The sequence below is a fragment of the Chlamydia serpentis genome (genome assembly GCF_900239945.1).
Classification (GTDB): Bacteria; Chlamydiota; Chlamydiia; order Chlamydiales; family Chlamydiaceae; genus Chlamydia; species Chlamydia serpentis.
Genome location: NZ_LT993738.1, coordinates 877100 through 901669, shown reverse-complemented (window position 1 = coordinate 901669; position 24570 = coordinate 877100). Strand labels below are relative to the sequence as shown.

Here is a 24570-nt window from a genome sequence, read left to right as displayed (position 1 = left end):
CATTTGCCTTTAGAGAAGGAGCAAGTTTTAAGAGGGTTTATTAGAAGAATCCTGATGCCTATCGCAATGATCTTTAGAACATGTAGAGCATGACGGAGCTGTTGTAATGAAGGACAGGATAACGCAGAGGACTATAAAGGAAACAGCAAAAGAGGGAATACTTAAGATAAAAAATAAAATTAAGCCACAGAGAATCGCATTCTTAATAGGACCGTTAGCCATGGAATAGTTTTGTAAGTTACTTAACATTTTACGAAATTCAACATGAAAACCTAAAACTAAACCGCAAGCGACAAATAGCCCACCCACCCAAGAAATAAAATCAGCAACAATACCAACAAGAACTAAACAGCCACCGATAGTTTCACAAGCTCGATGAGAAAGAAACTTCTTCCATTTTCCTACTTTAGGATTCGAGTTTAAATCTTTAACCTTACGTTTTAAAGAGTCAAATTGTGAGGACGATTTCTTGGAGGAGTTCTCTTTGGGGGTCTCGTCTACCATGGTCCTACCTATAGAAATATTTTTTATTGCATACTTATTAACACAATTATCAAAAAAAACTATTTAAAATGAATCACAAAATTAAATTATAATTTAATTCTCTTTGAAGGGCAACGACATCGAGAAATTGCCTTACTATCTGGATCTACTAAAAATAGGTAATCGCCAGTACTTCCCAAAGTATAATCGAACATTTTTTTATTCAATATAGGAAGTAAGTCATAGCGACTAAGAAGCAATTGCATTTTGTCTCTTAACTCTAAACGGAAATCTGTTCTTGTTTTGAAAAGTTCTAAAGCTGCAGCTTGTCCATGTTCTTGGATTGCATGTTCTTGACGCTTCACTGCTTCCCAAATCCCTTCGCGGAGTAATGAAATTTCCTGATAGGCAGCAGGATGATCTATAACGGCTTCCAAAAGTAAAGGGTCCATGAAAATGAGGTTTAACTTACACTGATTTAAGTTCTTCTCTTCATAGTGCAAAAAATTTAATAAAGGCTGAGAAGTTGAAGATCCTTTCAGCATCTTATAAAGAATCTCAGCTTCCTTACCGGGCAATGTTAAGGTTTCAATGATGTCGGGACCAAGCTTAGGTCCTCCCTCTATAATTTCTTCTTTTTTACTAATCAAGGCGTCAGTAACGAGATACTCAGATCCAGGAGGAACATTCCCAGTGTCTACATAGACATGTCGGAGTAATCGAACAAAAATGGAATACCATGAAGTCTTATTACTATATTGCTCAGGAGCTTCACTAAGTAAACTATAAAGATTATAGCGCGAATTATTGGGAGGTCTTGTGAAAGGAACCTGCAATAAACGATATTTTTGCTTTTTTTTAGTGATCACTTTTGCAATCTGATTTGGTGTCACCTTCCCATTATCTTTGGAAATCTTTTCAATTGCAGAGGTCTGTCGTGATCTTTCTTGATATTCTATCTCCGCACAAGCAGAGCGCTTTATAGACAAAAAGTTCTCACTACGTTCTATCATTTGAGCACATACACAACGTTTACGTGCATTAGCAGCATCAAAAGCTACCAAAGAGACCAATGATGTTAGACATAATAAAGTGAAGATATAGGGTTGCATAGACTTACTACTTCCCAAGAGCAAATTGATACATCAAAACCCGAGGCGGATATGCTTTAGGTTCCCGTGTTATGGTTAAAGCAACTTTCGTAGGTAGTTTGTCAACATCGGGATTTTTCTGATATGCAATTATAACATTCGTGATGTCGGATAGCAAAAGCTGTGTTTCAAAATATGAAGGCTCCTTAACATTATAAATACGAAGTTCAAGGCTGCGTTCTTTGGTGTCATGATAAAGAGAGGCTCCTACCACGCCTGCTAGTTTAGGATCTTTATAGACTTCCCGATCAAAAGTTAAGGAAAATAATGATCCAGGTTCCTGAGGATATGAAGACAAAGACATACTAAATAGCGTCCGCAATTGCTTATATGCTCGGCTTTCTTCTATATAAAGTTTATAAATGCGTTCTTTACGCTGTTGCACAGAATAAATTTTTCGATACCAAAAGCCTAATGTTCCTAATAGTAGCGCTATCAAAGTAAATGTCATCAGCAATTCCATAAGCAAAAAGCTGCGCTTTTTCTTCTTAACTATAGAGCTACACATAAGCATCTTTGCACCGATACTGCTTGTTTCTGATCTGGGAAAAGTTCCACAACAACATCTGCGAGACAAATCTTAGCTTTAAGACTATCGCCATGAACCTCCTTACGAATATTTATACTGTAGCCATAGGGTATATGATAACCTACACCTTGGCTTGTGTATGCCTGAGGAATGGCATTTTCTCTTCCTGAAGACAAAATAGTCCCTGTCGCCATTTGCTCTCGCATCTTTTCCTCAACAGATAGAAAACAGGAGTCAATGATAGCAGGTAATTGCAGATTGAAAATATCCTCCTCAAAAGATCTATGCACAGCATAATAGAATCTAACACAGGGCATCAGGACTATACAAACCAATGAGAGCGCCATTAATACTTCTATTAGTAAAAAATTACGCTTGACTTTACGCCGAAATCTCATAATTTTATTGTAAATCTATTTTTTAGCTAAACTTTGCGCACGCTTAGAAAAAATCACTAAGTCATCACCTTTATCATTCAATTGAACAACAAGATCTTCCCCCCAAGCATCCTTAAGTAATTTTTTACCTTCCTTGCACCACGAAGCCTCTTCTAAAATTGCTTCCTTATGCAACAAGATTTCCTTTAGTGAAGCTCCTCCTGTTGCATATTCCATCATCAGAATATCGTAAGCTTTTGCACAGTTTTGTTCGGATTGGAATACTTTGCCTTTATGGATGCTGCCTCTCATATTGAAAGCTAAAGCACCACCGATAATCCCTATCAGGGTAATTACAACCATCATCTCAATCAGCGTGATGGATTGCTTTCTCTTTTGTCTTTTCATACCAACTCCTCTGAGTACGCAATTTATAATGTTTGGATATTGCTTGTTAACGGGATCAATATTGCCAACATGATAACACCAATGATACCTCCAAGAAAAATAAGGATCACGGGTTGACACCACGACGTTATAGATGTTAGTGTTTTTTGCGTATCCTCGTTATAAATATGAGCCACGTATCCTAAAACATCGGCGAGATCCCCCGATTCTTCTCCCAGGGCAATCATACCTATAGCCAACTTAGGAACCCAAGTACGCTGAGTAAGCTCCTGACTTAAAGTCCCACCGCCAATTACTGCCTGGACGATCTCCTTCATATCTGATTTCAGCCTCTCATAAGGGACCGCATCACATCCCAAATCTAAACCTTCTATTAAGGAGCCTCCCCCTTTCAAGATTGCTGAAGCAACAGAACAAAATCTATTTAAAGCTACTTTAACAATAAATTTTTTTGTCCCTGGCAAACCAAACAATAGCTTTTCTAGAATTTGCCTCCACGGAATCCGATGGCGCATTATAATCCCTATAGTCGTTACGAAGCCCAGAACTCCTAAAAATAAATAGCCGTATTCACAAAGATAGTCGCTAATTCCAAAAACGATTTTTGTTAATCCCTTGACTTCCATGTTTTCAAAAGTTTCTTTTAAGGAAGGAATAACCCCGATTAAGAAAAAAAGCATCACAGCAGAAGAAAATACAAGGAGCACAATCGGATAACTTAAAGCTCCTGCGAGCTTCTTTGAAATCTGCGCACGTTCTTCCAAAACTACAATAATATTTTGCAAACATCCTTCTAAATTGCCTACGCTTTCTCCAGCAGCCACACCGCTACAATAAAAATGATTAAAAATATTAGGATGTGCTGCCATAGCTTGAGATAAAGCTCCTCCAGACCTTAGCACTTCCATAAATGAAGTCAGCAACAAACCAATTTTCTGCCCATGATACTGATCTCTCAGAGAAGCTAAACTTTCATATAGAGGTAATCCTGAACGCAATAAAAGGAGAAGCTGTTTTGTAAAAATAATTAACTCAGAGCTTTTAACGCTTATCCTCCGCAAAGCGACCTCACGAATACCTAGAACCTGGACATTGTCCTGAATCAACTTCTCTCTGGCCTCTTGTATATGAAGGGCTTCCACATAACTATGTTTTTTTCTTTCATTGGAATCTAAATATGCATACCGATATCGAGGCATCTGTCCCCCTAATCATACCGCTTGGTAACTCTTAAGACTTCTCCCAAAGTAGTTTCCCCAGATAAAGCAAGAGCAATGCCACTCTCTAATAACGGTAAGAAACCATATTGTTGAGCAGTTTCTCGTAAAATATGATAGGGACTATTCGAAGCAATTTGGGAGCGAAATAGTGTACTCGGACGTAAAAACTCATAGATCCCCTGTCTTCCTTTATATCCAGATCGAAAACACTGAGCACATCCTTCACCACGATATAAAGGAGCTTCAGTATCTTTACCTAAAGAGGCTAAGAGGGATTTTTCTTGATTGTCAGGGAGATAAGCCACCTTGCAGTAAGGACAAATTACTCGGACTAATCTCTGAGCGACAACACCTACAAGGGTCGCGGATAACAAGTAAGATTCTATACCCATATCAACCAAACGAGGAATCGCAGAAATCGCATCATTAGTATGAAGGGAGCTCACAACTAAATGTCCAGTGAGTGCTGCTTGTATTGCAATTTCTGCTGTTTCCTGATCACGAATTTCTCCAACCATCAGGATATCAGGATCTTGACGCAGTAAGTGCCGTAAACCTCGCGAAAAAGTCAGACCAATCTTAGGCTTAACAGCAATCTGAGCTATCCCTGGCAATTTATACTCTGGAGGATCTTCTATCGTCATGATGTTTGTTAGAGGTCCCTTAAGCTCCTGTAAAACACTATAGAGGGTTGTAGTTTTCCCACTGCCTGTAGGACCTGTAACAAGCAAAATGCCTTCAGGAGCTGTTATCGTATCTTTAAATAAGACTTCGATATTTTTAGGCATATGCAAGCCAGCTATATCCAAAATCACATTGCGCTTATCTAAAATACGCAGAACAATACGTTCTCCATAAATTACTGGGACAGTGCTCACGCGCATATCGACTTCCTGACCACCAATTTGGATCTTAATACGGCCATCTTGAGGGAGTCGATGCTCCGCAATATCCATCTTTGCTAAGACTTTAACCCGAGTTGTCAATGCAGAACGAAGCTGGAAGGGAGGAGAATGGCGATCATAGAGGACTCCGTCAATTCGATAACGGATCCTCATAGAGTCTTCACAAGGCTCGAAATGAATATCCGAAGCTTTCTCTTCAACAGCTTCTTTTAAAATAAGATTCAACAGACGAACTACAGGGACCGTATCAGTATTTTCTAGAAGATCTTCCTCTTCTGGAATCGATGCGGTATCTTCTTCCTTCATTGTTAGCAACATGTCGGAAACGTTACCTTCACGGTTGCTATAGAGCTGTTGTAAACGTTGTAAAATCTCTGTTTCATCTTTTAGTACGAAACGCACAGGCTTGTTTATTAACAGCTTGACTTCATCCTGAGCAATGACTGAAGTAACAGTCGCATGAGCTATTGTAATTATTTCATTGCTCTCTTCAATGGGGAGTAGACAGTGCCGCTTCAAAAATGTATAAGGAAGGATGTCCAGAAGCTCTTGAGATAAAAAACTAGTAGCCATCATATTCTCGCCCCTCTAGATAAGATAAGGGTAAACCTACTGTGGGGAGCATTTCTAATTTTTTATGTGCAGCTTTTGCTGCAGCTTCGCTAGCTAATAAAGCTTGCCGAAACTCCTCTCCCTCTCCAGGTCGAGAGGATAGCAAGGCTTCTTCTTTACGTTCTTGCTGCTCGATAGGATTCTCCAAAATTTTTGGAGTGATGAAAACGAACATCTCTGTAAGGCTATCTGATGTAGAGCTCATCCCGAATAATTTCCCTATACCAGGAATATCTCCTAAGAAAGGAATCCCATCATGAGAGTCTGACATCTGTTTACAACGTAAACCTCCAATAATGACTGTTTCCCCATCAGCAATGCGCACCTTATTAGTAATATTACGCCTTGTGACATCAGGACGATCATCATGATTCTTTCCCGTAGTATCAAAAGTAATGTCTGTTTCTAAAGTAATATAACTTTTGCCGTCTTCTTCTCCCATATTAATTACTGGAAGCATTTTTATCATTATTCCATACTGTGCACGATTATACTGCGACTTATCTTTATCTGAGGACACTGCTATGGACATCTCATCAACCACAGCAATTCTAGCTGGAGTCTGATTCATAGTTACTACAGAAGGACTCGCATTAATGCGTACATCCTCTTGAGCCATCAAGAATTGATAGGCAAGATCATATCCAGGAACCACTGAGCAACCTGTCGCTCCCTTAAATAGAAACTCTAAGATTCCCGTGCCTCCTGCCCAAGATATGGATGGACTACAACCTTTTTTACAAACTTCTTCCCCAAGACGGAGAAGGTTCAACCCAGATTTTTGTTCATGTGCGAGTTTTCTTTCAAATAGCAATACCTCAATGCGAACCATTTTTTTGGGAACATCTAGTTTTTTAAGTAGCATCTGAAGCCGAGGAAGAGCTTCCTTTTCTACAACCATAATCAGTGTTCCTGTCTTAGAATCTGCAATAAAGTTACCATACTTTACTGTACCATCTTTTGCTGAAGAACTCTCGGTAGTATCAATTTGGATGGAAGCATTTAATTGTGATCCACATGTCTGAGCAGCCCCAAAATTACTCTTAGTCTCTCCAGAGAAGACGTCATGGACTTGTGAAAGCAAGACAGCTAGTTCTTGAGGATCGGAGTGTTTGACGTTATACCAAAAGATTGTTTTATCTGTAGGATTCTCAATACCCTCTTCAAGGTCTCGAATCAAAGTAAGGGCTTGTTGTACTAAAGTGGATGTACCACTTAGGAATAGTGAGCGTCCTTGATACTGTAGAGGCACTACCCGAAGGCCCAAAGATTCCTCGCCTACATCTTTAGTCAAATCCTCGCGAAAGGCTGCATTGAGGATAGAAATCATCTCTCCTGCATCAATTTTAGTTAGCGGAATAATCCGATACTCTTGACGTATACTATCTGACTGGACAAAACTATAAATTTTAAGGAGTTCGTCTACTTCGCCGGCAACACCAAAAATCCACACACGCCCTGCAATCACATCAACATGTGTTGTTTCTGGGTTAATGAATTTTTTTAACACATGTTGATTCGTATGAGCATCTATATTCGAATTTAAAATGAAACCAATATACGCAGTTTCTGGAAGTGACTCCAAATCTTTCCTAGAAGAAAAAACTCCCGCTACACCACATCCTTCCTTACGCATCATATACAGTTCCTTGATCCAAGGATTTACTTGACGCACTCCAATTCCTAAACGAGATAAAATCTGTATTAGACAATCTTCAAAAGATTCCTTAGGAACTACAAATTTCGATAATGTCGCAATTTTAATTGCGCCAATGTCTTGAGGCACCAAGTAAACAGTGTCCTCAACTCCATAATCAGTAACAAGATTATAAATGGTAGTTTCTGGATGATTCCAAAGAGCATAATCTTCAAGATTACCACCTTTATCATGGATTTCTGCAGCCCAAAGTTCCTCTATCTCTCGAAGATGCCTTCGCACGTCACTAATCCGAGTCAATAAGTCCTTCCAAAGGACTTCAGACTCCACTCCAGCAGCACGTAGATTACGTGCTTCATCATATAACGTTTTAAGCTGAAGGCTGTATTCTCTCATATTCGAGTTAAACGAAGTTACTCCAGGGTAGTCATCCGATGTGTTCCGTGCTTGTTCTAAAGAAGCTATTTTTTCTGCTATTGTTAAGGCCATTCCGCAAGGACAGTAGAACATCCCTGATAGGACAACTAGGTGTAGTAAAGAATTACGTCGAAAAACCATTACGATCCCCCACGGTTGGCCGCACTTTGATTTGTTGTACCAAGACGTGTATTCGGAGACACTTCTTGAGAAGCAACACTAGGCTCAAATCCTTGTTTTAATGGCAAACTTATTGTTTCTACTAGAGTCCTTTGAGCGTTAAACATGTGTCCTCGCAATACAAAGCCTCGAAAATCTTTTTCTAACTTCTCAAAAACTAAAAGAGGGCCGGACACTTTCCCCGAAACATAGTTTTCGATTTGATCTGATCTGGCAAGTTTTTCCCAGCCAGTTGCGGTTCTTAATATCCAATCATCAGGAGAAAGAATAAGCCTTTGACCTCCAGCTATAATTATTGGTTTTGACCAGGAACGCATGCCAATGAACTCTACTTCACGAATGACTTCACTGACTTCTATAGGAGAGGGCAACCCCTTAACGAGACTTATGGTTTGACGTTGAGTCCCTCCCACATTCCATAAATCGGCAATCATTACTTTATCATCTATTCTCTTCACCTCAAAAAGAGGGACTTCTGCACTCACTCCTTGAAATTCCCCACATGTCTGCCAAAAATTGCCATCCCAGAGAAGAATATCTCCTACAGCAAGATAACGACTATAATTCTCCTCTTCAGCAGAAACAAAATCGACTCGCTCTTTTGTTGCCTTATCAGCGTATTCAGATCCCCCGTGCATGAATAAGAACTTATCAGCCCCGATACGACGTATCTTTTGTTTTACTGGGAAACTTGCGTCCACCCTAATTCCCCCGATCTCCCAGCAATCTAATTTGGTAGCTGGAGGATTTAAAAATAAAATTTCATAATCTCGTGGCTTGGAAATGAGATGTTGATTTAAACCCTGAAGCCGGACTCTAACTTCCAATCTACCGTTCATATCGACAGAAAAACATTCTATCCACAGGGGTGTCGGCACCCCTTTAGGACTAAAGGAATAGACTGGACCTCGAGAAGAAGCGCTGACATTCAAGTAAACTCTCTCCTTGAGAGCCGCTATATAACGCTCTTGCGAAGAGCCTAATTGCAACGCAAACTTTCCACCAAAAGCATCCGGCCTATCGTTACTACCTAGAAACATTAGCTCTTTTCTTAGATCAGGCAACCTCTCTTCTAAATCTGGGAAATCTAATGCCCAGGCTCCCTCTAAAAGATTCTCTGCCTGTGGAAACGCCTTTATCTCTCCAAAATTTTCTTCAGCAACTAAAGAAATATTATACAAATCTGTTGCGTAGTTAGGAGAATAGCACAGCATCCAGAGAAGCGCGATGAAACTCACAAAACTGTAACCTATGGAAAGAAGCTGGTACATAGTGGGGGCAGGCTAAAAATAAAGTTATAAGATAACTCAAAAAACAAAAAAAATCAATTTATAAAAATAAAACAAATCAATTTAAAGTTAAAAACTAAATCGAATTTAATTTATAAACAAATTAACTCTGAGGTTACAGGACGCGCGGTTAAACTAAAATTTTTATCTCCATTTATGCATAGAGTATCTTCGATACGAATCCCTCCAACACCAGGAAAATAGATTCCAGGTTCCACGGTAATAGTCATACCAGACTCTAGTTTCACTAAACTCCCTTTGGGAGAACAGGGATACTCATGAATATTCCGCCCAACACCATGCCCTATCCCATGAACAAAATAACTACCAAGATTGTGTTCCTCCAATACACAAACAGCTTCTGCATGGACATCTCCCCAAAGAACACCTTCCTTACAAAGAGCAACTGCCCTCTTTTGGGCTTCCACAACAATAGGATAACTCTCCATAAGCTTAGGATCAGGCATTCCTAACGCCGTCATCCGAGTCATGTCAGAACAATACCCATTAAGAAGAACGCCTATATCGATCAGAACAATGTCTCCTTTTCTTAAAGGACGATCGGTAGGAATCGAGTGAGGAAAGGCAGAATTTTCTCCAAAAGCAATAATTGGAGGAAACGAAGGACCCTCAGCACCCGCTTCAGCCCAAAAGACACGTAGCTTCTTGACCAATTCTTTTTCTGTGACTCCCTCTTTAAGTAGAGTCAATACATAATCATATCCTGCAGATCCTAGAGATGCAGCTTCCTGCATCCGTCTAATTTCTTCTGGAGACTTTATACTACGCAGTTTTTCCGTAAAGCAATCTAAAGGCTCCCAACGACAAGGTATTACCTGTCTTTGAGCGAACTTATGATAAACCGTGAAAGCACTATCAAATCCGATCACTTGGTATCCATTCTTTTCGATATAAGAACTTAGATCTGCAACAACATCGTGGGTCAGAAAAGTGATAGGGACTGATTGGATATGATTGTAGAGATCTTTATCCATTCTGTAGACAAAGAATCTTATCTCCTCTCTTCCTATCAATAAGATGCCTGCAATCGCTTTATCATTGAGAAAATAAGCAATATCTTCGCTTTTTTCCACAAGAACAGCATCAAGATTATATTCTGCAAGAGCTCTTTGAGCACGTAAAATGCGATCATCAGACATAACATTATCCTTCAATAAAATCGGAATCTAAAATTAACCGACGAATTCGTGTACCGTCAAATGCTTTTTCAGGTTTCCCTAAGCTCCAAAGAAGTATCAACCATGAAGAGTCAAAGACATGTACACATTTAGAAAACATAGTTTGCGCTAATGTTGCTTGTATCAAAGAAGCTAATGTCTCCTGATTTATCTCTTTGGATCCTGTTGCTGCCAATAGCAACAACCAAGCCTTCAGCTCTTCTTCACCGATCAAATTAGGAGCACTTTCTATAGAAAAAGTACACGGCCCCACCTGAGATATTTCTATTCCTAAATGGCATAACACTTCCTTATGGTCAGAAAAAAAAGCCGCTTCCTGCGGTGTAACCTGAAGGCATATTGGAATAAGTAGTGTTTGGGATTGATGTATCTGCTGATTGCTTTGCATCAAAGATAGAAAAAACAGTTGCTTTCGCGCTGCTGCGGTAAAAATAGCATGTACTCCCTCTAGATCTTCAGCAAGCACAACACGACCTAGAGAAGTCAAAAAACGAACATCCCTAGAATGTGTCCAATCTATTTCTAAATTGGAGACATGTGGTTTATTGTTTTTTGTCTCTAAACAATAGTTTGCCCCACTTAGTTGAGAGATATTTTGAGAAAATTCAAGAGTATTGCTTTCTTCCAGATCTAAATGATTCGTTTGCAATATAGAAAATGTAGGCAACTCGATTGACTTAACGTCGTTATGAACTCCATGTACCATCGGGGGGCGAGTTAAAGTCTCTAATACAGCTTCTTTGACGTAGTTCCCAACAATTGTATCCTTTAGAATCCGGGCCTCTATTTTTTGAGGGTGCACATTAAAATCACACCAAGCAGCAGGCAAGTAAAGTTTCAAAATAAAAACAGGGTACCTTTGAAGAGGCAAAAGCAATGAGTAGGCGTCTCCCACTTGCCTAGAAATAAAAGAAGACTCTATAGGACGATCATTAATAAAAATTTTCTGTCCCTGACGCGTCGGACGATGGAAGTTCGGTGAACCTAAAAAACCTATAATACGGATAAAATCATCTGTTTTATCTATAGTAAGGGCATCCCGCATGAAATTCTCTCCCATTACATAAGCAACTCTTTCTTGGAATCCCTTTTGTTTAGAAAAATGCATTTCACGCTTCCCTTCACTAATCCAAGACCAACCTATGTTGTCTTTAGCTAAAATCCCGTTCTCTATCAGCTTTCGGATCCCTAAACGATGGGATTGAGGACTTTTCTGGAATTGACGACGTACGGGGACATTATAAAAGAGAGAGTTAACAATGATTGTCGTGCCCATTTGACGGGCGCAAGGCTCCGAAGAAACAATATCTCCTCCATGAATAATAGACTTTACACCTGTGTTCCCTGCGACCGAAGAATGTATTTCCATTTTAGAAATAGAAGCGATGGAAGGAAGCGCTTCCCCTCGAAAGCCAAAGCTATTTAAAGAAAAAATATCAGAAAATTCTGCTATTTTTGAGGTTGCATGACGCTGTAAAGCTAAGGGAATATCTTCGGGTTTGAACCCATAACCATTATCTTTAACGATAATTAGGCCTTGTCCCCCACCTAAAGTCTCAATTTCTATCTCATCAGCTCCAGCATCTAACGAGTTCTCTACAAGTTCTTTAACAACAGAAGTAGGGTTTTCAATGACTTCACCAGCAGCAATTTGATTGATAGTGAGGGGATTGAGTAACTGAATAGGCCTTCTCACAGAAGTAGCTGCCTTACTTAATTTTTTATGAAAGAAAATTAAAATACCCCACAGCTAATGTCAAGAAAGCTTCAATTCAAACGGCTTTTTTCATTGATAATTAACGGCTTAAAAATTCATAAAATAAATAATAAAAAATATTATTAATAACAAGCTTGTTTTTAGAAAAAGATTAATTCTAAAATTGATTAATAAATACAAAATAATTTTATTTTAGGAATTAGATCGATGAGCAAACCATCTCCTCGCAATGCCAATCAACCTTACAAACCCTCAGCCTCTTTTAATAAAAAAACGCGAAGCCGTTTAGCAGAATTAGCGGCTCAAAAGAAAGCGAAGGCCGAGGACCTATCGCAGGTCCATCCTGTACCTACTGAAGAAGAAATCAAAAAAGCCTTGGGGAATATTTTCGAAGGACTGAGCAATGGAGTTAGCCTGCAACAGATCCTAGGACTTTCAGATTATCTTTTAGAAGAGATTTACACTGTTGCTTATACCTTCTATTCCCAAGGCAAATACAATGAGGCAATAGGACTCTTTCAAATACTAGCAGCATCAAAACCTCAAAACTACAAATATATGTTAGGGCTAAGCTCATGCTACCATCAACTACATTTATATAATGAAGCTGCCTTCGGATTTTTCCTAGCCTTTGATGCTCAACCTGAGAACCCTATCCCTCCGTACTATATTGCTGACAGCTTGCTAAAGTTAAAGCAACCTGAAGAATCAAGCAACTTTTTAGATATCACTATGGATATCTGTGGTACTAAACCGGAATTCAAAATCTTAAAAGAACGTTGCCAAATCATGAAACAGTCTATCGAAAAGCAAATGGTTGGAGAAGATAAGAAGTCAAAGGGAAAAAAACCTGCTGCAAAAGGTAAAACAACTGCAAATAAGAAAAGCGGGAAAAAACGTTAATTTTAGAGATCACGAGGTAAAATCACTATGAACAGAAAGCAAAAAAAAGCAAAAAAACCAGTTAAATCTAAGGTAACACCTGTACAAGGTACTCAAGAAAAGTCTCAAGAAACTGCTATTGAAGAGTTAGAACTTATAGTCTCAGATCTTTATAAAGAACTACCTTTAGTTCAGACATTTGCAAATCTTACTGATAAAAATCAGATCAATACTATCATCTCAGCTCTTTCTGGGACTTTAGAATCTTTACATCTCGAAGAATTAACCCAAGGCTTATTCCCTTCTAAAAAAGAAGATGCTGATTTTGCTAAGGAATTATCTTCCGTAGTACATGGATTAAAACATCTTACATCTGTTGTTAATAAACAAATGGTGAAAGGCGCGGAATAGTGCCTTTTCAGAATTAAACCTATTAGGATAACACCATGTCTATTTCATCTTCTTCAGGACCAGACAATCAGAAAAACATCATGTCTCAAGTCCTGACATCAACACCTCAGGGCGTCCCCCAACAAGACAAACTTGCTGGAAACGAAAATAAGCAAATACAGCAAACACGCCAAGGTAAAAATACTGAAATGGAGAGTGATTCAGCGATTGCGGGCACTGCTGGAAAAGATAAAACTTCCTCTGCTTCAAAAACAGAAAGCTCTCCTCAACAAGGAGTTGCTGCTGGAAAAGAATCTATAGAAGGAGGAAAGGCAAGCAGTGATGGCTCAGGAAAAGTATCTGGAGCTGCTGCTACCGATGCATCAAAAACGGCGACTAAAATTGCGATGCAAACCTCTATAGAGGAAGCAAGCAAGACCATGGAATCAACTTTGGAGTCTCTTCAAAATCTAAGTGCGATGCAAATGCAAGAAGTTGAAGAAGTGGTTCTCGCTGCGCTTTCAGGAAAACAGACTAATTCGGCAAAATTAGAAACACCAGAACTTCCCAAACCTGGAATTACGCCAAGATCTGAAGTTATTGAAATTGGATTAGCACTTGCTAAAGCAATTCAAACACTCGGAGAAGCAACGAAATCCGCATTATCTAACTATGCGAGTACACAAGCACAAGCAGATCAATCAAATAAATTAGGGTTAGAAAAGCAGGCTTTAAAAATTGATGCAGAACGCAAAGAGTATCAAGAGATGAAAGCCGCTGAACAGAAGTCTAAAGACCTTGAAGGAACGATGGAAACAGTAAATACTGTGATGATTGCTGTGTCTGTTGTCATTACCGTACTTTCTATAGTTGCTGCTATCTTTACCTGTGGAGCTGGATTGGCAGGGCTAGCTGCTGGAGCTGCTGTAGGGGCTGCAGCCGCCGGAGGAGCTGCTGGAGCTGCAGCAGCAACAACTGTAGCAACACAAATTACAGTTCAAGCTGTTGTTCAGGCTGTTAAACAAGCCGTTGTAGAAGCCATTAAACAAGCTATCTCTCAAGCCATTAAAGCTGCTATCAAGTCTGGAATTAAAGCTTTCATTAAAACTTTGGTCAAAGCTATTGCCAAAGCAATTAGTAAGGCAGTCTCTAAAGTTTTCTCTAAAGGGACACAAATGATCGCTAAAAATTTTCCTAAGCTATCTAAAGTCATGTCCTCTCTTACGAGTAAATGGGTCACAATCGGTGTTGGAGCTATGGTCGCAGCTCCTGCTCTTGGTAAAGGGATCATGCAAACGCAACTTTCTGAGATGCAAAACAAAGTAGCCGAGTTCCAAAAAGAAGTTGGGAAACTTCAGGCTGCGGCTGACATGATTTCCATGTTCACTCAATTTTGGCAGCAGGCAAGTAAAATTGCTGCAAAACAAACAGGCGAGACTGATGACATGACTGAGAAAGCTAGTAAGCTTGGCGGACAAATCCTCAAAGCTTATGCCGCTATCAGTGGTGCACTCGCAAGCGCAGCATAAAAATAAATAATTTTTAAAGGAGCATGTATTGCTATGACATCAGGCGTTAGTGGAAATTCTTCAAACCCAAACCCCGAATTAGCTGCCCATTTAGCAGAAGTCTCTCAAAAAGCAGGAGCTTTGCAAGGTGGTCATGATACCAAAAATGTATCAAAACAAGGAGCTCAAGCAGAAGCAGCTGCCGGGGGTTTCGAGGATCTTATTCAAGATGCGGCATCACAAAAAACTACTAAAAAAGAAAGCACCTCCTCAACTGCTAAAAGTGCCAAAGGAGAAAAAAGTGAAAAGTCTAGCGAAGCGAAATCCACAACTTCCGTATCTAGTGCAAATGAAACTGCAACAGCGCAAGCTGTACAAAGTCCTAATAAATTAAAGCAAAGCAACTATAGTTTACCCGAGCTTCCCCAGCCAGATACTCAAACTGTCAATGGGATTGTACTTAAAAAAAATATGGGGGCCTTAGCTCTTTTAGGTTTGATTATGACCTTAATGGCCAATGCTGCCGGAGCATCTTGGAAAGCTTCCTTCCAAGCTCAAAACCAAGCCATCCAATCGCAAGTAGAAGCTGCCCCAGCTATTGGAGAAGCAATTAAAAACCAAGCAAATGCCCAAGCTTCAGCTACAGAAGCTCAGGCAAAACAATCTCTCATTAGTGGGATTGTCAACATCGTAGGGTTTGCAATTTCTGTTGGCGCGGGTCTTTTCTCTGCAGCTAAAGGAGCTACTTCTGCTCTCAAATCGGCTGCCTTTGCAAAAGAAACAGGAGCTACAGCCGCTGGAACCGCTTCCAAGGCACTCGGCTCTGCAACCTCTTCAGTTCAGCAAACTACAGCTACAGCGGCTAAGTCTGTTTCTTCAGCAGCTGGATCTATGGGATCTACAGCAGCAAAAGCCGCTTCCAACCTAACTGATGATATGGCAGCAGCAGCTTCAAAAACAGTGTCACAAGCAGCAACAGGAGGTGGATCAGCAGCTTCTTCAGGACTCTTCGGACAATTCTTAAATAAACCAAACTGGTCTGAGAAAGTCTCTAGAGGTATGAATGTCGTCAAAACCCAAGGAGGACGTGTTGCATCCTTTGCAGGGAAAGCTCTTTCCTCATCCATGCAGATGAGTCAGTTAATGCATGGAATCACAGCAGCTGTCGAAGGAATTTCTGGAAGCATCACAGGAACAGAGGTAGCACATCAACAAAGACTAGCAGGAAAGTTTGAAGCCCAAGCAGAAGTGATGAAGCAAATGTCTTCGGTTTATGGGCAACAAGCAGGGCAAGCAGGGCAACTACAAGAACAAGCAATGCAATCATTCAACTCTGCCCTACAGACATTACAAAATATTGCTGACTCCCAAACACAAACATCAGCCGCTATCTTTAGCTAATCACAATTAGAGATTAATCAAGCTGAGTATTGTTACTCAGCTTGCTCATGTAAAGCGGCTGTACTTTATGAAAAAATATAACCCTGACGAAACTCTTCGTGATAGATGAGACGACAACCTGCCACCATAAAACTCACAGCTAAAATCAAACCCACAGTAACTCCTTTTTCCCCAAGCAATACCCAGGCATAAAATCCTGAATATAAGGGCATAATAAGATTACAAAACGAAAGGAATGTCGAAGAATATTTTCTCAATAGCTTAGCGTACATGTTATAGCAAATCAAATTAGAAACTACCACTAAAGCCAAAGTTCCATATAAAAATTGTGATACATCTCTTACTGGGCTAGGTTGCCATGATTCGACCATTATAGAATGAATCAAAGATAAGATCCCTGCGATTAACATAGCATAAGCATTGATAGCTGTGACTGACAGGGTTGTTTCCTTTTCAATTTTTCTGAGCAAGGTCCATCCAAAAGACGCTAAACTTGCTGCTCCCAAAATCAGCATTTCCGGCAAACCGATCTGCCATGTCCATCCACCCGAAGCGCCTCCTCCTCCAAAGGTTAGGTAGCAAATATAGCTCAATAAACCTAGTAAAAGTCCTAAAACCTTTTTTTGTGTCACTTTTTCCTTCAGCTGAATGTAGGAAAAAAACGCTGACATCAATGGAGAAAGCCCATAAATAAAGCACGCCTTAGACGCACTCAGGTGTTGCAACCCTATAAATTCACAAATGTTGGTAAGATAGAACCCTGTTACAGCTAATAGCAACACATAAACCAATATTTTTTTTGATACGGTCACAAAACCACCCCGCCACCAAGCAGCCAGGCCTAAAATAGCACCAGCAATTACCATACGAACTCCGGTAGCAAATATAGGAGAAGAGGCATTCATAGCCAACTTGCTAAGCGCAAAGGAAGAAGACCAAATAAATCCTGTAAGAAAAACCAAAATTAGCGACATATAGACTAGTTATAAGGACAGAAGCTAGTAGTATAAAAGATGCTTTTATTAGCTCCAATCCAAATCTCCTGAGACTCTTTAGTTTGTGGTGAAAAATAAAAGTTATTTATAAAAAAAAGCAGCTTGCCTTGATCCAAAAAAAACACTAAAGTACTAGCAACAAAAGTCTTCGAAATATGAAGACGTGGAGAGAAAAGATGATTCACGTAACTTGTGGTGAAAAAAAATTCGAGCTACCCGAAGGCACTACAGCAGCGGATGTAGCTAAGCAATTAAAAAATTCAATCGAATTTATTGGAGTTCTTATTAATGGCTCTGCTAAAGATCTTTCTACCCATCTAAAAACAGGAGACACCCTAGCCTTCCTCACTCCTGAAGATCCTGAAGGACGAGAAATTTTTCTTCACACTTCTGCTCATCTTTTAGCCCAAGCAGTACTGCGGTTATGGCCTAATGCCCTTCCCACAATCGGGCCTGTCATAGATCAAGGGTTTTACTACGATTTTGCTAACCTTTCAATTAGCGAAAGTGACTTTCCTCTAATTGAAGAGACAGTAAAACAGATTGTAAACGAAAAGCTTAAGATTTCTCGTTTTACATGTGAAAATAAAGAACAAGCTCTGGAAAGGTTCCCAAATAATCCATTCAAAACAGAATTGATTCGTGAACTTCCGGAAAATGAGGAGATTTCAGCCTATAGTCAAGGAGAGTTTTTTGATCTTTGTCGGGGTCCTCATCTTCCTTCTACTGGGCATGTAAAAGCATTTAAAGTATTACGCACATCAGCAGCTTATTGGCGAGGTGATCCCTCTCGAGAATCTCTAGTACGTATTTATGGGGTCTCCTTTCCGTCGTCTAAAGAACTCACAGCACATCTCGATCAAATTGAAGAAGCAAAAAAACGGGACCACCGTATATTGGGAGTAAAGCTAGACCTCTTCTCTCAACAAGAGAGTTCGCCTGGCATGCCCTTTTTTCATCCCCGCGGCATGATTATTTGGGATGCTTTAATTGGCTATTGGAAACAGCTACACCTAGCAGCTGGCTATAAAGAGATTCTAACACCCCAACTAATGAATCGTCAGCTATGGGAGGTTTCGGGTCACTGGACAAACTATAAAGCAAACATGTACACGTTGCAAATCGATGATGAAGACTACGCTATCAAGCCAATGAACTGTCCAGGTTGTATGCTATACTATAAAACGCGTTTGCATAGTTATAGGGAATTTCCTCTTCGTATAGCAGAAATTGGTCACGTGCATCGTCAAGAGGCCTCTGGAGCTTTATCGGGATTGATGCGTGTTCGTGCATTTCATCAAGATGATGCTCATGTCTTCCTTACTCCAGAACAAGTTGAAGAGGAAACTCTAAATATTCTTTCATTGGTTTCTAAACTATACAGTACATTTGGACTGGAATACCATTTAGAGCTCTCTACTCGTCCAGAAAAAGATACTATAGGCGATGACTCTCTATGGGAATTAGCTACAGATGCGTTGCATCGAGCATTAATCAAGTCGGGAACACCCTTCATTATCCGTGAAGGAGAAGGAGCGTTTTATGGTCCTAAAATTGATATTCATGTTAGAGATGCAATTCAAAGAACATGGCAATGTGGTACAATTCAATTAGATATGTTCTTACCAGAACGTTTCAAATTAGAATATACAACGCTTCAGGGAACTAAGAGTGTTCCTGTGATGCTCCACCGGGCTCTTTTTGGCTCTATAGAGCGTTTCTTTGGTATTCTGATAGAACATTTCAAAGGTAGATTCCCACTTTGGTTAAGTCCTGAGCAAGTGCGTGTTATTACGATTGCTGACCGTCATATTCCTCGAGCTAAGGAATTAGTTGAGGCATGGAAGCAGTTGGGCTTAGTTGTCTCCTTAGATGATTCTAGCGAATCTGTAAGTAAAAAGATTCGGAACGCGCAAAACATGCAAGTAAACTACATGATCACCCTTGGAGATCGTGAAATTAATGAAAATGTATTAGCAGTACGCACGCGTGACAATCGTGTGATTAGCGACGTCACCATAGAAAGATTCTTAAACACTATACTTGAAGAAAAGAACTCTTTAAGTTTAACTGCATTATTGTAGTTATTAAGGATTTTTAAGGATACGCATCAAGAATGAAGACGATCGCTGTCAACAGCTTTAAAGGTGGAACAGCTAAAACATCAACAACTCTTCATCTTGGTGCGGCTCTTGCGCAATATCACAAAGCCAAGGTTTTGCTTATTGACTTTGATGCTCAAGCAAACCTTACCTCTGGTTTGGGATTGGATCCTGATTGCTATGACAGCCTTGCTGTTGTTTTACAAGGAGAAAAGAAGATAGAAGATGTCATTCGTCCTATCCAAGATACTGGCTTAGATTTAATTCCCGCTGACACCTGGTTAGAGCGTGTAGAAGTTTCAGGAAGCCTTGCTGCCGATCGTTATTCTCACGAGAGGCTGAAGTATGTCCTTAGCTCTGTAAAAGACAAATACGACTATGTTATTATTGATACCCCTCCTTCGCTTTGTTGGCTTACAGAATCTGCGCTCATTGCTGCGGACTATGCTCTTATCTGTGCTACACCAGAATTCTATAGCGTTAAAGGCTTGGAACGTCTAGCAGGTTTCATTCAAGGAATCGCTGCTCGGCATCCCTTAAATATTTTAGGTGTTGCTCTATCCTTTTGGAATTGTCGAGGGAAAAATAACTCAGCATTTGCCAACCTTATTCAAAAAACTTTCCCAGGGAAGTTACTAAACACCAAAATACGTAGAGACATTACTGTTTCAGAGGCTGCTATTCACGGTAAGCCCGTCTTCGCTACATCTCCTAGTGGACGTGCTTCTGAAGACTATTTCAACCTCACTAAAGAATTGCTAATTTTACTAAGAGATATTTAACTCTATGGGCAATCTAAAAACGTTATTAGAAAGTCGTTTTAAAAAAAATACTCAAACTAAAATGGAGATTCTTGCTCGTAAGCGCATGGAAGGCGACCTCTCTCCTCTCGCAAATAGTTTCTCTAATCCAACCCTGTCATCCAAAGAAAAAGAACAAATACGTGACTTGCTCGAACATTATAACCTTCGAGAGCACCTTGAAGAGTCTGACCTTCTACACCTATGCACTCTTTCTGCTGAAGTGAAGCAAATCCATCATCAGTCTATTTTATTGCATGGGGAGCGTATAGCAAAAGTCCGTGATGTACTAAAAAGTTATCGTGAAGGAGCCTTCTCTTCATGGCTACTTCTAACCTACGGCAATAGACAGACTCCTTATAATTTCTTAGTTTATTACGAGTTCTTCAAGCGTCTCCCCGAGCCTTTAAAAATAGAAATGGAGAAGATGCCTAGACAAGTGGTCTATACCCTCGCTTCTCGTCAAGGACCTCAAGAAAAAAAAGAAGAAATTATCAGAAATTACCGAGGAGAAGGGAAAAGTGAGCTCTTAGACCTTATCCGAAAAGAATTTCCTTTAGTCGATACAGATTGCAGAAAAACATCTCCAGTAAAACAGGCTCTTGCTATGCTTTCCAAAGGCTCTCAAATCCTAAACAAATGTACAGAGCTCTCCTCTGATGAGAAGATCATTTTGGAAAAATTGATAAAAAAATTAGAAAAAGTTAAAAGTAACCTCTTTCCCAGTACAAAGGTATAATTTATGGCAGCAAAGACAAAAATATTAGAACTTGAAGACAATGTTTTTCTTCTTCTTGAAGGAAATTTGAAAAGAATTTTTGCAACTCCTATTGGTTACACAACATTTCGAGAATTTCAAAATGTTGTTTTTAATTGTTCTAATGGACAACAAGAAATCGCTAATTTCTTTTTTGAAATGCTGATTAATGGGAAATTAACTCAAGAACTCGCTCCCCAACAAAAGCAAGGTGCTCATAGTTTAATTGCCGAGTTCATGATGCCTATACGTGTTGCTAAAGATATTCATGAACGAGGTGAATTTATTAATTTTATTACCTCCGATATGCTAACACAGCAAGAACGATGTATTTTTTTAAATCGCCTAGCTCGCGTAGATGGCCAAGAATTCTTACTCATGACTGATGTACAGAATACTTGTCATTTAATCCGTCATTTGCTGGCGAGGCTTTTAGAAGCTCAAAAGAATCCTGTTGGAGAGAAAAATCTTCAGGAAATTCAAGAAGAAATTCATTCATTAAAAAATCACTTTGACGAGCTAATGAAAGCACTTCAACAGTAGACATTATGAGTAAAAAAAAGCGCGTACTTACAGGGGATCGTCCAACAGGAAAGCTTCATTTAGGGCATTGGGTAGGTTCTATAAAAAATCGATTGCAATTTCAAAATTGCGCTGAGTATGACTGTTTTTTTATTATCGCTGATCTTCACACTTTAACTACAAAAATTCGTAAAGAAGAAATTGTTGATGTCGACAACTATATTTACGAAGTTCTTGCAGACTGGTTAAGCGTTGGGATAGACCCAAAAAAATCTATAATTTATTTACAATCCGCAATTCCTGAAATCTATGAGCTACATCTCTTATTTTCTATGTTAATCTCAATCAACAGGTTGATGGGCATTCCTAGTCTTAAAGACATGGCCCGGAATGCCTCCATTGAAGAAGGAGGGCTTTCCTATGGCCTGATTGGCTATCCTGTTTTACAGAGTGCTGATATCTTGCTAGCAAAAGCACAGTTGGTTCCTGTAGGGAAAGACAACGAATCACATGTCGAGCTCACCCGAGATATTGCTAGGAATTTTAATCGATTATATGGGCAGGTATTTCCAGAACCTGAAGTCTTACAAGGAGAACTAACTTCTCTTGTCGGAATTGATGGGCAGGGGAAAATGAGTAAATCCGCGAATAATGCTATCTATCTTTCTGATAGTGATGACGAGATCACAGAAAAAGTACGTAAGATGTATACCGATCCTAATCGCATTCGAGCAACAACCCCTGGTCGAGTTGAAGGAAATCCCCTTTTTATTTACCACGATGTTTTTAACCCCCATAAAGACGAAGTTGAAGAGTTTAAAGCACGTTATCGTCAAGGTTGCATTAAAGATATTGAAGTGAAAGCACGCCTTGCTGAAGAGCTCATTCTCTTCTTAAAGCCTATAAAAGAAAAACGCTCCGAACTTCTATCCAACCCTCTGGCACTACAACAAATCTTAGAGGAGGGCACGCATAAAATGCGTGAAGTAGCGAAAGTTACTATGGAAGAAGTCCACGATAAACTCGGATTTAGTCATAAATGGCGCTCGTTACTTAAATAAATTTTATTATGTTCCAATTACATGCTCCCTTTGCTCCTTGTGGTGACCAGTCAGAAGCGATTGCTCAACTCTCTGCTGGTGTCCATAACCAAATAAAATCACAAGTCCTTCTTGGGGCAACTGGCTCTGGGAAAACATTCACGATTGCTAATGTTGTTGCAAATGTGAATCTTCCTACCTTAGTTTTGGCTCATAATAAAACGTTAGCAGCTCAGCTATATCAGGAATTCCGTGAATTTTTTCCTAATAACGCTGTTGAGTACTTTATCTCGTACTATGATTATTACCAACCTGAAGCCTATATTGCTCGCAGCGATACTTACATAGAAAAAAGTCTTTTAATCAATGATGAGATCGATAAATTACGTTTATCGGCAACACGGTCCATTTTGGAACGCAGAGACACTTTAATTGTTTCCTCGGTATCTTGCATTTATGGCATTGGTTCTCCTGAAAACTATACTTCAATGGCCTTAGTCTTAGAGGTCGGCAAAGAATACTCTAGGAACATTTTAACATCTCAACTTGTTAAAATGCATTATCAGGCATCTTCGATTCCGCAAAGAAGTGCATTTCGAGAACGTGGCAGCGTAATTGATATTTTCCCTGCTTACGAAAGCAACCTTGTCCTAAGATTAGAATTTATAAACGATATCCTAGCCTCTATAGAGTACAGCGATCCCCTCACTATGATTCCTAAAGATAGTGTATCCTCAGTAACTTTGTATCCTGGATCACACTATGTAACCCCTGAGGCAATTCGAGAGCAAGCGATCCGTACAATTCAAGAAGAGCTAGAAGAGCGTATGGCCTTTTTCGAAGATCGTCCTATAGAAAAGGAACGTATTTTCCAGCGTACGACTCATGACATTGAGATGATTAAGGAAATCGGATTTTGTAAAGGCATAGAAAATTACTCTCGTCATTTTACAGGAGCCCCATCAGGAGCGCCTCCTACATGTCTCTTAGATTATTTTCCAGAAGACTTTCTCCTAGTTGTAGATGAGTCTCACCAAACATTACCACAAATACGTGCTATGTATCGTGGAGACCTATCTCGAAAGCAATCTTTAGTAGAATATGGGTTCCGCTTACCTTCAGCTTTTGATAATCGTCCTTTAACCTATGAAGAAGCTCAGCGCTACTTTCGCAAGGTAATATATGTCTCTGCAACTCCAGGAGAAACTGAACTACAAGAGAGTGTGGGTCACGTAATACAACAAATTATCCGTCCTACGGGCATTCCTGATCCTATACCTGAAATTCGCCCAGCCACAGGTCAGGTTGATGATCTCCTTGAAGAAATTCGTATAAGACTTTCTCAAAAACATGAAAAAATCCTTGTGATATCCATAACTAAAAAACTCGCTGAAGATATGGCAGGGTTTCTTTCAGAGTTAGAAATTCCTGCAGCGTATCTACACTCTGGGATAGAAACTGCTGAGCGCACGCAAATCCTAGCGGATCTACGCTCAGGGGTTATTGACGTACTAATTGGAGTGAATCTCCTACGTGAAGGACTCGATCTCCCTGAAGTATCTTTAGTTGCTATTTTAGATGCTGATAAAGAAGGATTTTTAAGGAGTACTTCATCCTTAATTCAATTTTGTGGACGAGCAGCTAGAAATATCAATGGTAAGGTAATTTTCTATGCTGACCAAAAAACACGCTCTATAGAAGAAACTCTAAAAGAAACCGAACGCCGCCGTCAAATACAACTAGACTATAATAAAAAGCATAACATTGTTCCTAAGCCAATTATAAAAGCTATTTTTGCTAACCCCATTATACAAAGTTCTAGCAAAGATTTAGAATCTCCTAAAACATCCCAACAACCTTTATCTAAAGAAGAACTTGAAGAACAAATTAAGAAATACGAAAAACTTATGCAACGTGCGGCCAAAGAATTTCGCTTTGACGCTGCTGCAAAATATCGTGACCAAATGCAAGCTTGTAAAGAACAACTTCTCTATTTTTTCTAATAAATTTTGCTCAGTTCATACTAAAC

Annotated in this window: 22 protein-coding genes; 10 read left to right on the top strand and 12 right to left on the bottom strand. The window is 39.6% G+C overall.

The features are described 5' to 3' along the window. Positions 1 to 27: 27 nt before the first annotated feature. From C834KP_RS03945 to mutL, 11 genes are all read right to left on the bottom strand, one after another. Positions 28 to 504, bottom strand: coding sequence for a hypothetical protein (locus C834KP_RS03945; protein ID WP_108896873.1), 477 nt, complete (start codon positions 502 to 504; stop codon positions 28 to 30). A gap of 86 nt (positions 505 to 590) precedes the next feature. Further along, positions 591 to 1595, bottom strand: a complete 1005-nt coding sequence (locus C834KP_RS03940) for a hypothetical protein (RefSeq protein ID WP_108896872.1) — start codon at positions 1593 to 1595, stop codon at positions 591 to 593. Positions 1596 to 1602: 7 nt separating this feature from the next. After that, a complete protein-coding gene (locus C834KP_RS03935) occupies positions 1603 to 2085 on the bottom strand; it encodes a DUF1494 domain-containing protein (protein WP_231911681.1) in 483 nt (160 codons plus the stop codon). Between the two features lie 41 nt (positions 2086 to 2126). Next, positions 2127 to 2510 (bottom strand): type II secretion system protein, encoded by a 384-nt coding sequence (locus C834KP_RS03930; protein ID WP_420808675.1) that lies wholly within the window; start codon positions 2508 to 2510, stop codon positions 2127 to 2129. A gap of 66 nt (positions 2511 to 2576) precedes the next feature. Then, on the bottom strand, positions 2577 to 2948 hold the full coding sequence (locus C834KP_RS03925) for a type II secretion system protein (protein ID WP_108896870.1): 372 nt from the start codon (positions 2946 to 2948) through the stop codon (positions 2577 to 2579). Positions 2949 to 2971: 23 nt separating this feature from the next. Further along, positions 2972 to 4147, bottom strand: a complete 1176-nt coding sequence (locus C834KP_RS03920) for a type II secretion system F family protein (protein ID WP_108896869.1) — start codon at positions 4145 to 4147, stop codon at positions 2972 to 2974. An 8-nt stretch (positions 4148 to 4155) separates the two neighbouring features. Further along, entirely contained in the window at positions 4156 to 5649 is a 1494-nt protein-coding gene (locus tag C834KP_RS03915) for a GspE/PulE family protein (protein WP_174165548.1), read from the bottom strand. Then, positions 5636 to 7900, bottom strand: a complete 2265-nt coding sequence (locus C834KP_RS03910) for a secretin N-terminal domain-containing protein (RefSeq protein ID WP_108896868.1) — start codon at positions 7898 to 7900, stop codon at positions 5636 to 5638. The genes C834KP_RS03915 and C834KP_RS03910 overlap by 14 nt, the downstream gene beginning before the upstream one ends. Then, positions 7900 to 9153, bottom strand: a complete 1254-nt coding sequence (locus C834KP_RS03905; RefSeq protein WP_108896867.1) for a hypothetical protein — start codon at positions 9151 to 9153, stop codon at positions 7900 to 7902. The genes C834KP_RS03910 and C834KP_RS03905 overlap by 1 nt, the downstream gene beginning before the upstream one ends. 167 nt (positions 9154 to 9320) lie before the next feature. After that, positions 9321 to 10388, bottom strand: a complete 1068-nt coding sequence (locus C834KP_RS03900; RefSeq protein ID WP_108896866.1) for a M24 family metallopeptidase — start codon at positions 10386 to 10388, stop codon at positions 9321 to 9323. 4 nt (positions 10389 to 10392) lie between these two features. Further along, complete coding sequence (gene mutL / locus C834KP_RS03895) at positions 10393 to 12123, bottom strand: DNA mismatch repair endonuclease MutL (RefSeq protein ID WP_108896865.1); 1731 nt, start codon at positions 12121 to 12123, stop codon at positions 10393 to 10395. 228 nt (positions 12124 to 12351) lie between these two features. Here mutL and C834KP_RS03890 point away from each other — a divergent pair, with 228 nt between their 5' ends. The 4 genes from C834KP_RS03890 to sctE are packed head-to-tail and all read left to right on the top strand — an operon-like array spanning position 12352 to position 16325. After that, complete coding sequence (locus C834KP_RS03890) at positions 12352 to 13047, top strand: SycD/LcrH family type III secretion system chaperone (RefSeq protein ID WP_108896864.1); 696 nt, start codon at positions 12352 to 12354, stop codon at positions 13045 to 13047. Positions 13048 to 13074: 27 nt separating this feature from the next. Continuing rightward, positions 13075 to 13437 carry a hypothetical protein gene (locus C834KP_RS03885; protein ID WP_108896863.1) on the top strand — a complete coding sequence of 121 codons (363 nt, stop codon included), beginning with the start codon at positions 13075 to 13077 and terminating at the stop codon, positions 13435 to 13437. 35 nt (positions 13438 to 13472) lie between these two features. Continuing rightward, on the top strand, positions 13473 to 14945 hold the full coding sequence (locus tag C834KP_RS03880; RefSeq protein WP_108896862.1) for a secretion system protein: 1473 nt from the start codon (positions 13473 to 13475) through the stop codon (positions 14943 to 14945). 33 nt (positions 14946 to 14978) lie between these two features. Beyond that, positions 14979 to 16325 carry a type III secretion system translocon subunit SseC family protein gene (sctE, locus tag C834KP_RS03875; RefSeq protein ID WP_108896861.1) on the top strand — a complete coding sequence of 449 codons (1347 nt, stop codon included), beginning with the start codon at positions 14979 to 14981 and terminating at the stop codon, positions 16323 to 16325. Between the two features lie 65 nt (positions 16326 to 16390). Here the strand turns inward: sctE and C834KP_RS03870 are convergent, their stop codons facing one another. Next, positions 16391 to 17299 carry a DMT family transporter gene (locus C834KP_RS03870; RefSeq protein WP_108896860.1) on the bottom strand — a complete coding sequence of 303 codons (909 nt, stop codon included), beginning with the start codon at positions 17297 to 17299 and terminating at the stop codon, positions 16391 to 16393. Between the two features lie 197 nt (positions 17300 to 17496). On the opposite strand from C834KP_RS03870, the gene thrS reads away from it, so the two are divergent. Genes thrS through uvrB form a run of 6 tightly spaced genes read left to right on the top strand, consistent with a single transcriptional unit; the run spans position 17497 to position 24544 of the window. Further along, complete coding sequence (gene thrS, locus C834KP_RS03860) at positions 17497 to 19404, top strand: threonine--tRNA ligase (protein WP_108896858.1); 1908 nt, start codon at positions 17497 to 17499, stop codon at positions 19402 to 19404. A gap of 32 nt (positions 19405 to 19436) precedes the next feature. Further along, the gene (locus C834KP_RS03855; protein ID WP_108896857.1) at positions 19437 to 20204 is read left to right on the top strand and encodes a ParA family protein; all 768 of its coding nucleotides are present in this window, start codon (positions 19437 to 19439) and stop codon (positions 20202 to 20204) included. A 4-nt stretch (positions 20205 to 20208) separates the two neighbouring features. After that, complete coding sequence (locus tag C834KP_RS03850; protein WP_108896856.1) at positions 20209 to 20961, top strand: pGP6-D family virulence protein; 753 nt, start codon at positions 20209 to 20211, stop codon at positions 20959 to 20961. Positions 20962 to 20964: 3 nt separating this feature from the next. Further along, positions 20965 to 21522 (top strand): CT584 family type III secretion system tip protein, encoded by a 558-nt coding sequence (locus C834KP_RS03845; RefSeq protein ID WP_108896855.1) that lies wholly within the window; start codon positions 20965 to 20967, stop codon positions 21520 to 21522. Positions 21523 to 21527: 5 nt separating this feature from the next. After that, positions 21528 to 22562: a tryptophan--tRNA ligase gene (gene trpS, locus C834KP_RS03840; RefSeq protein ID WP_108896854.1), complete on the top strand. Its 1035-nt coding sequence runs from the start codon at positions 21528 to 21530 to the stop codon at positions 22560 to 22562. An 8-nt stretch (positions 22563 to 22570) separates the two neighbouring features. Next, complete coding sequence (gene uvrB / locus C834KP_RS03835) at positions 22571 to 24544, top strand: excinuclease ABC subunit UvrB (RefSeq protein ID WP_174165547.1); 1974 nt, start codon at positions 22571 to 22573, stop codon at positions 24542 to 24544. Positions 24545 to 24570 lie beyond the last annotated feature (26 nt).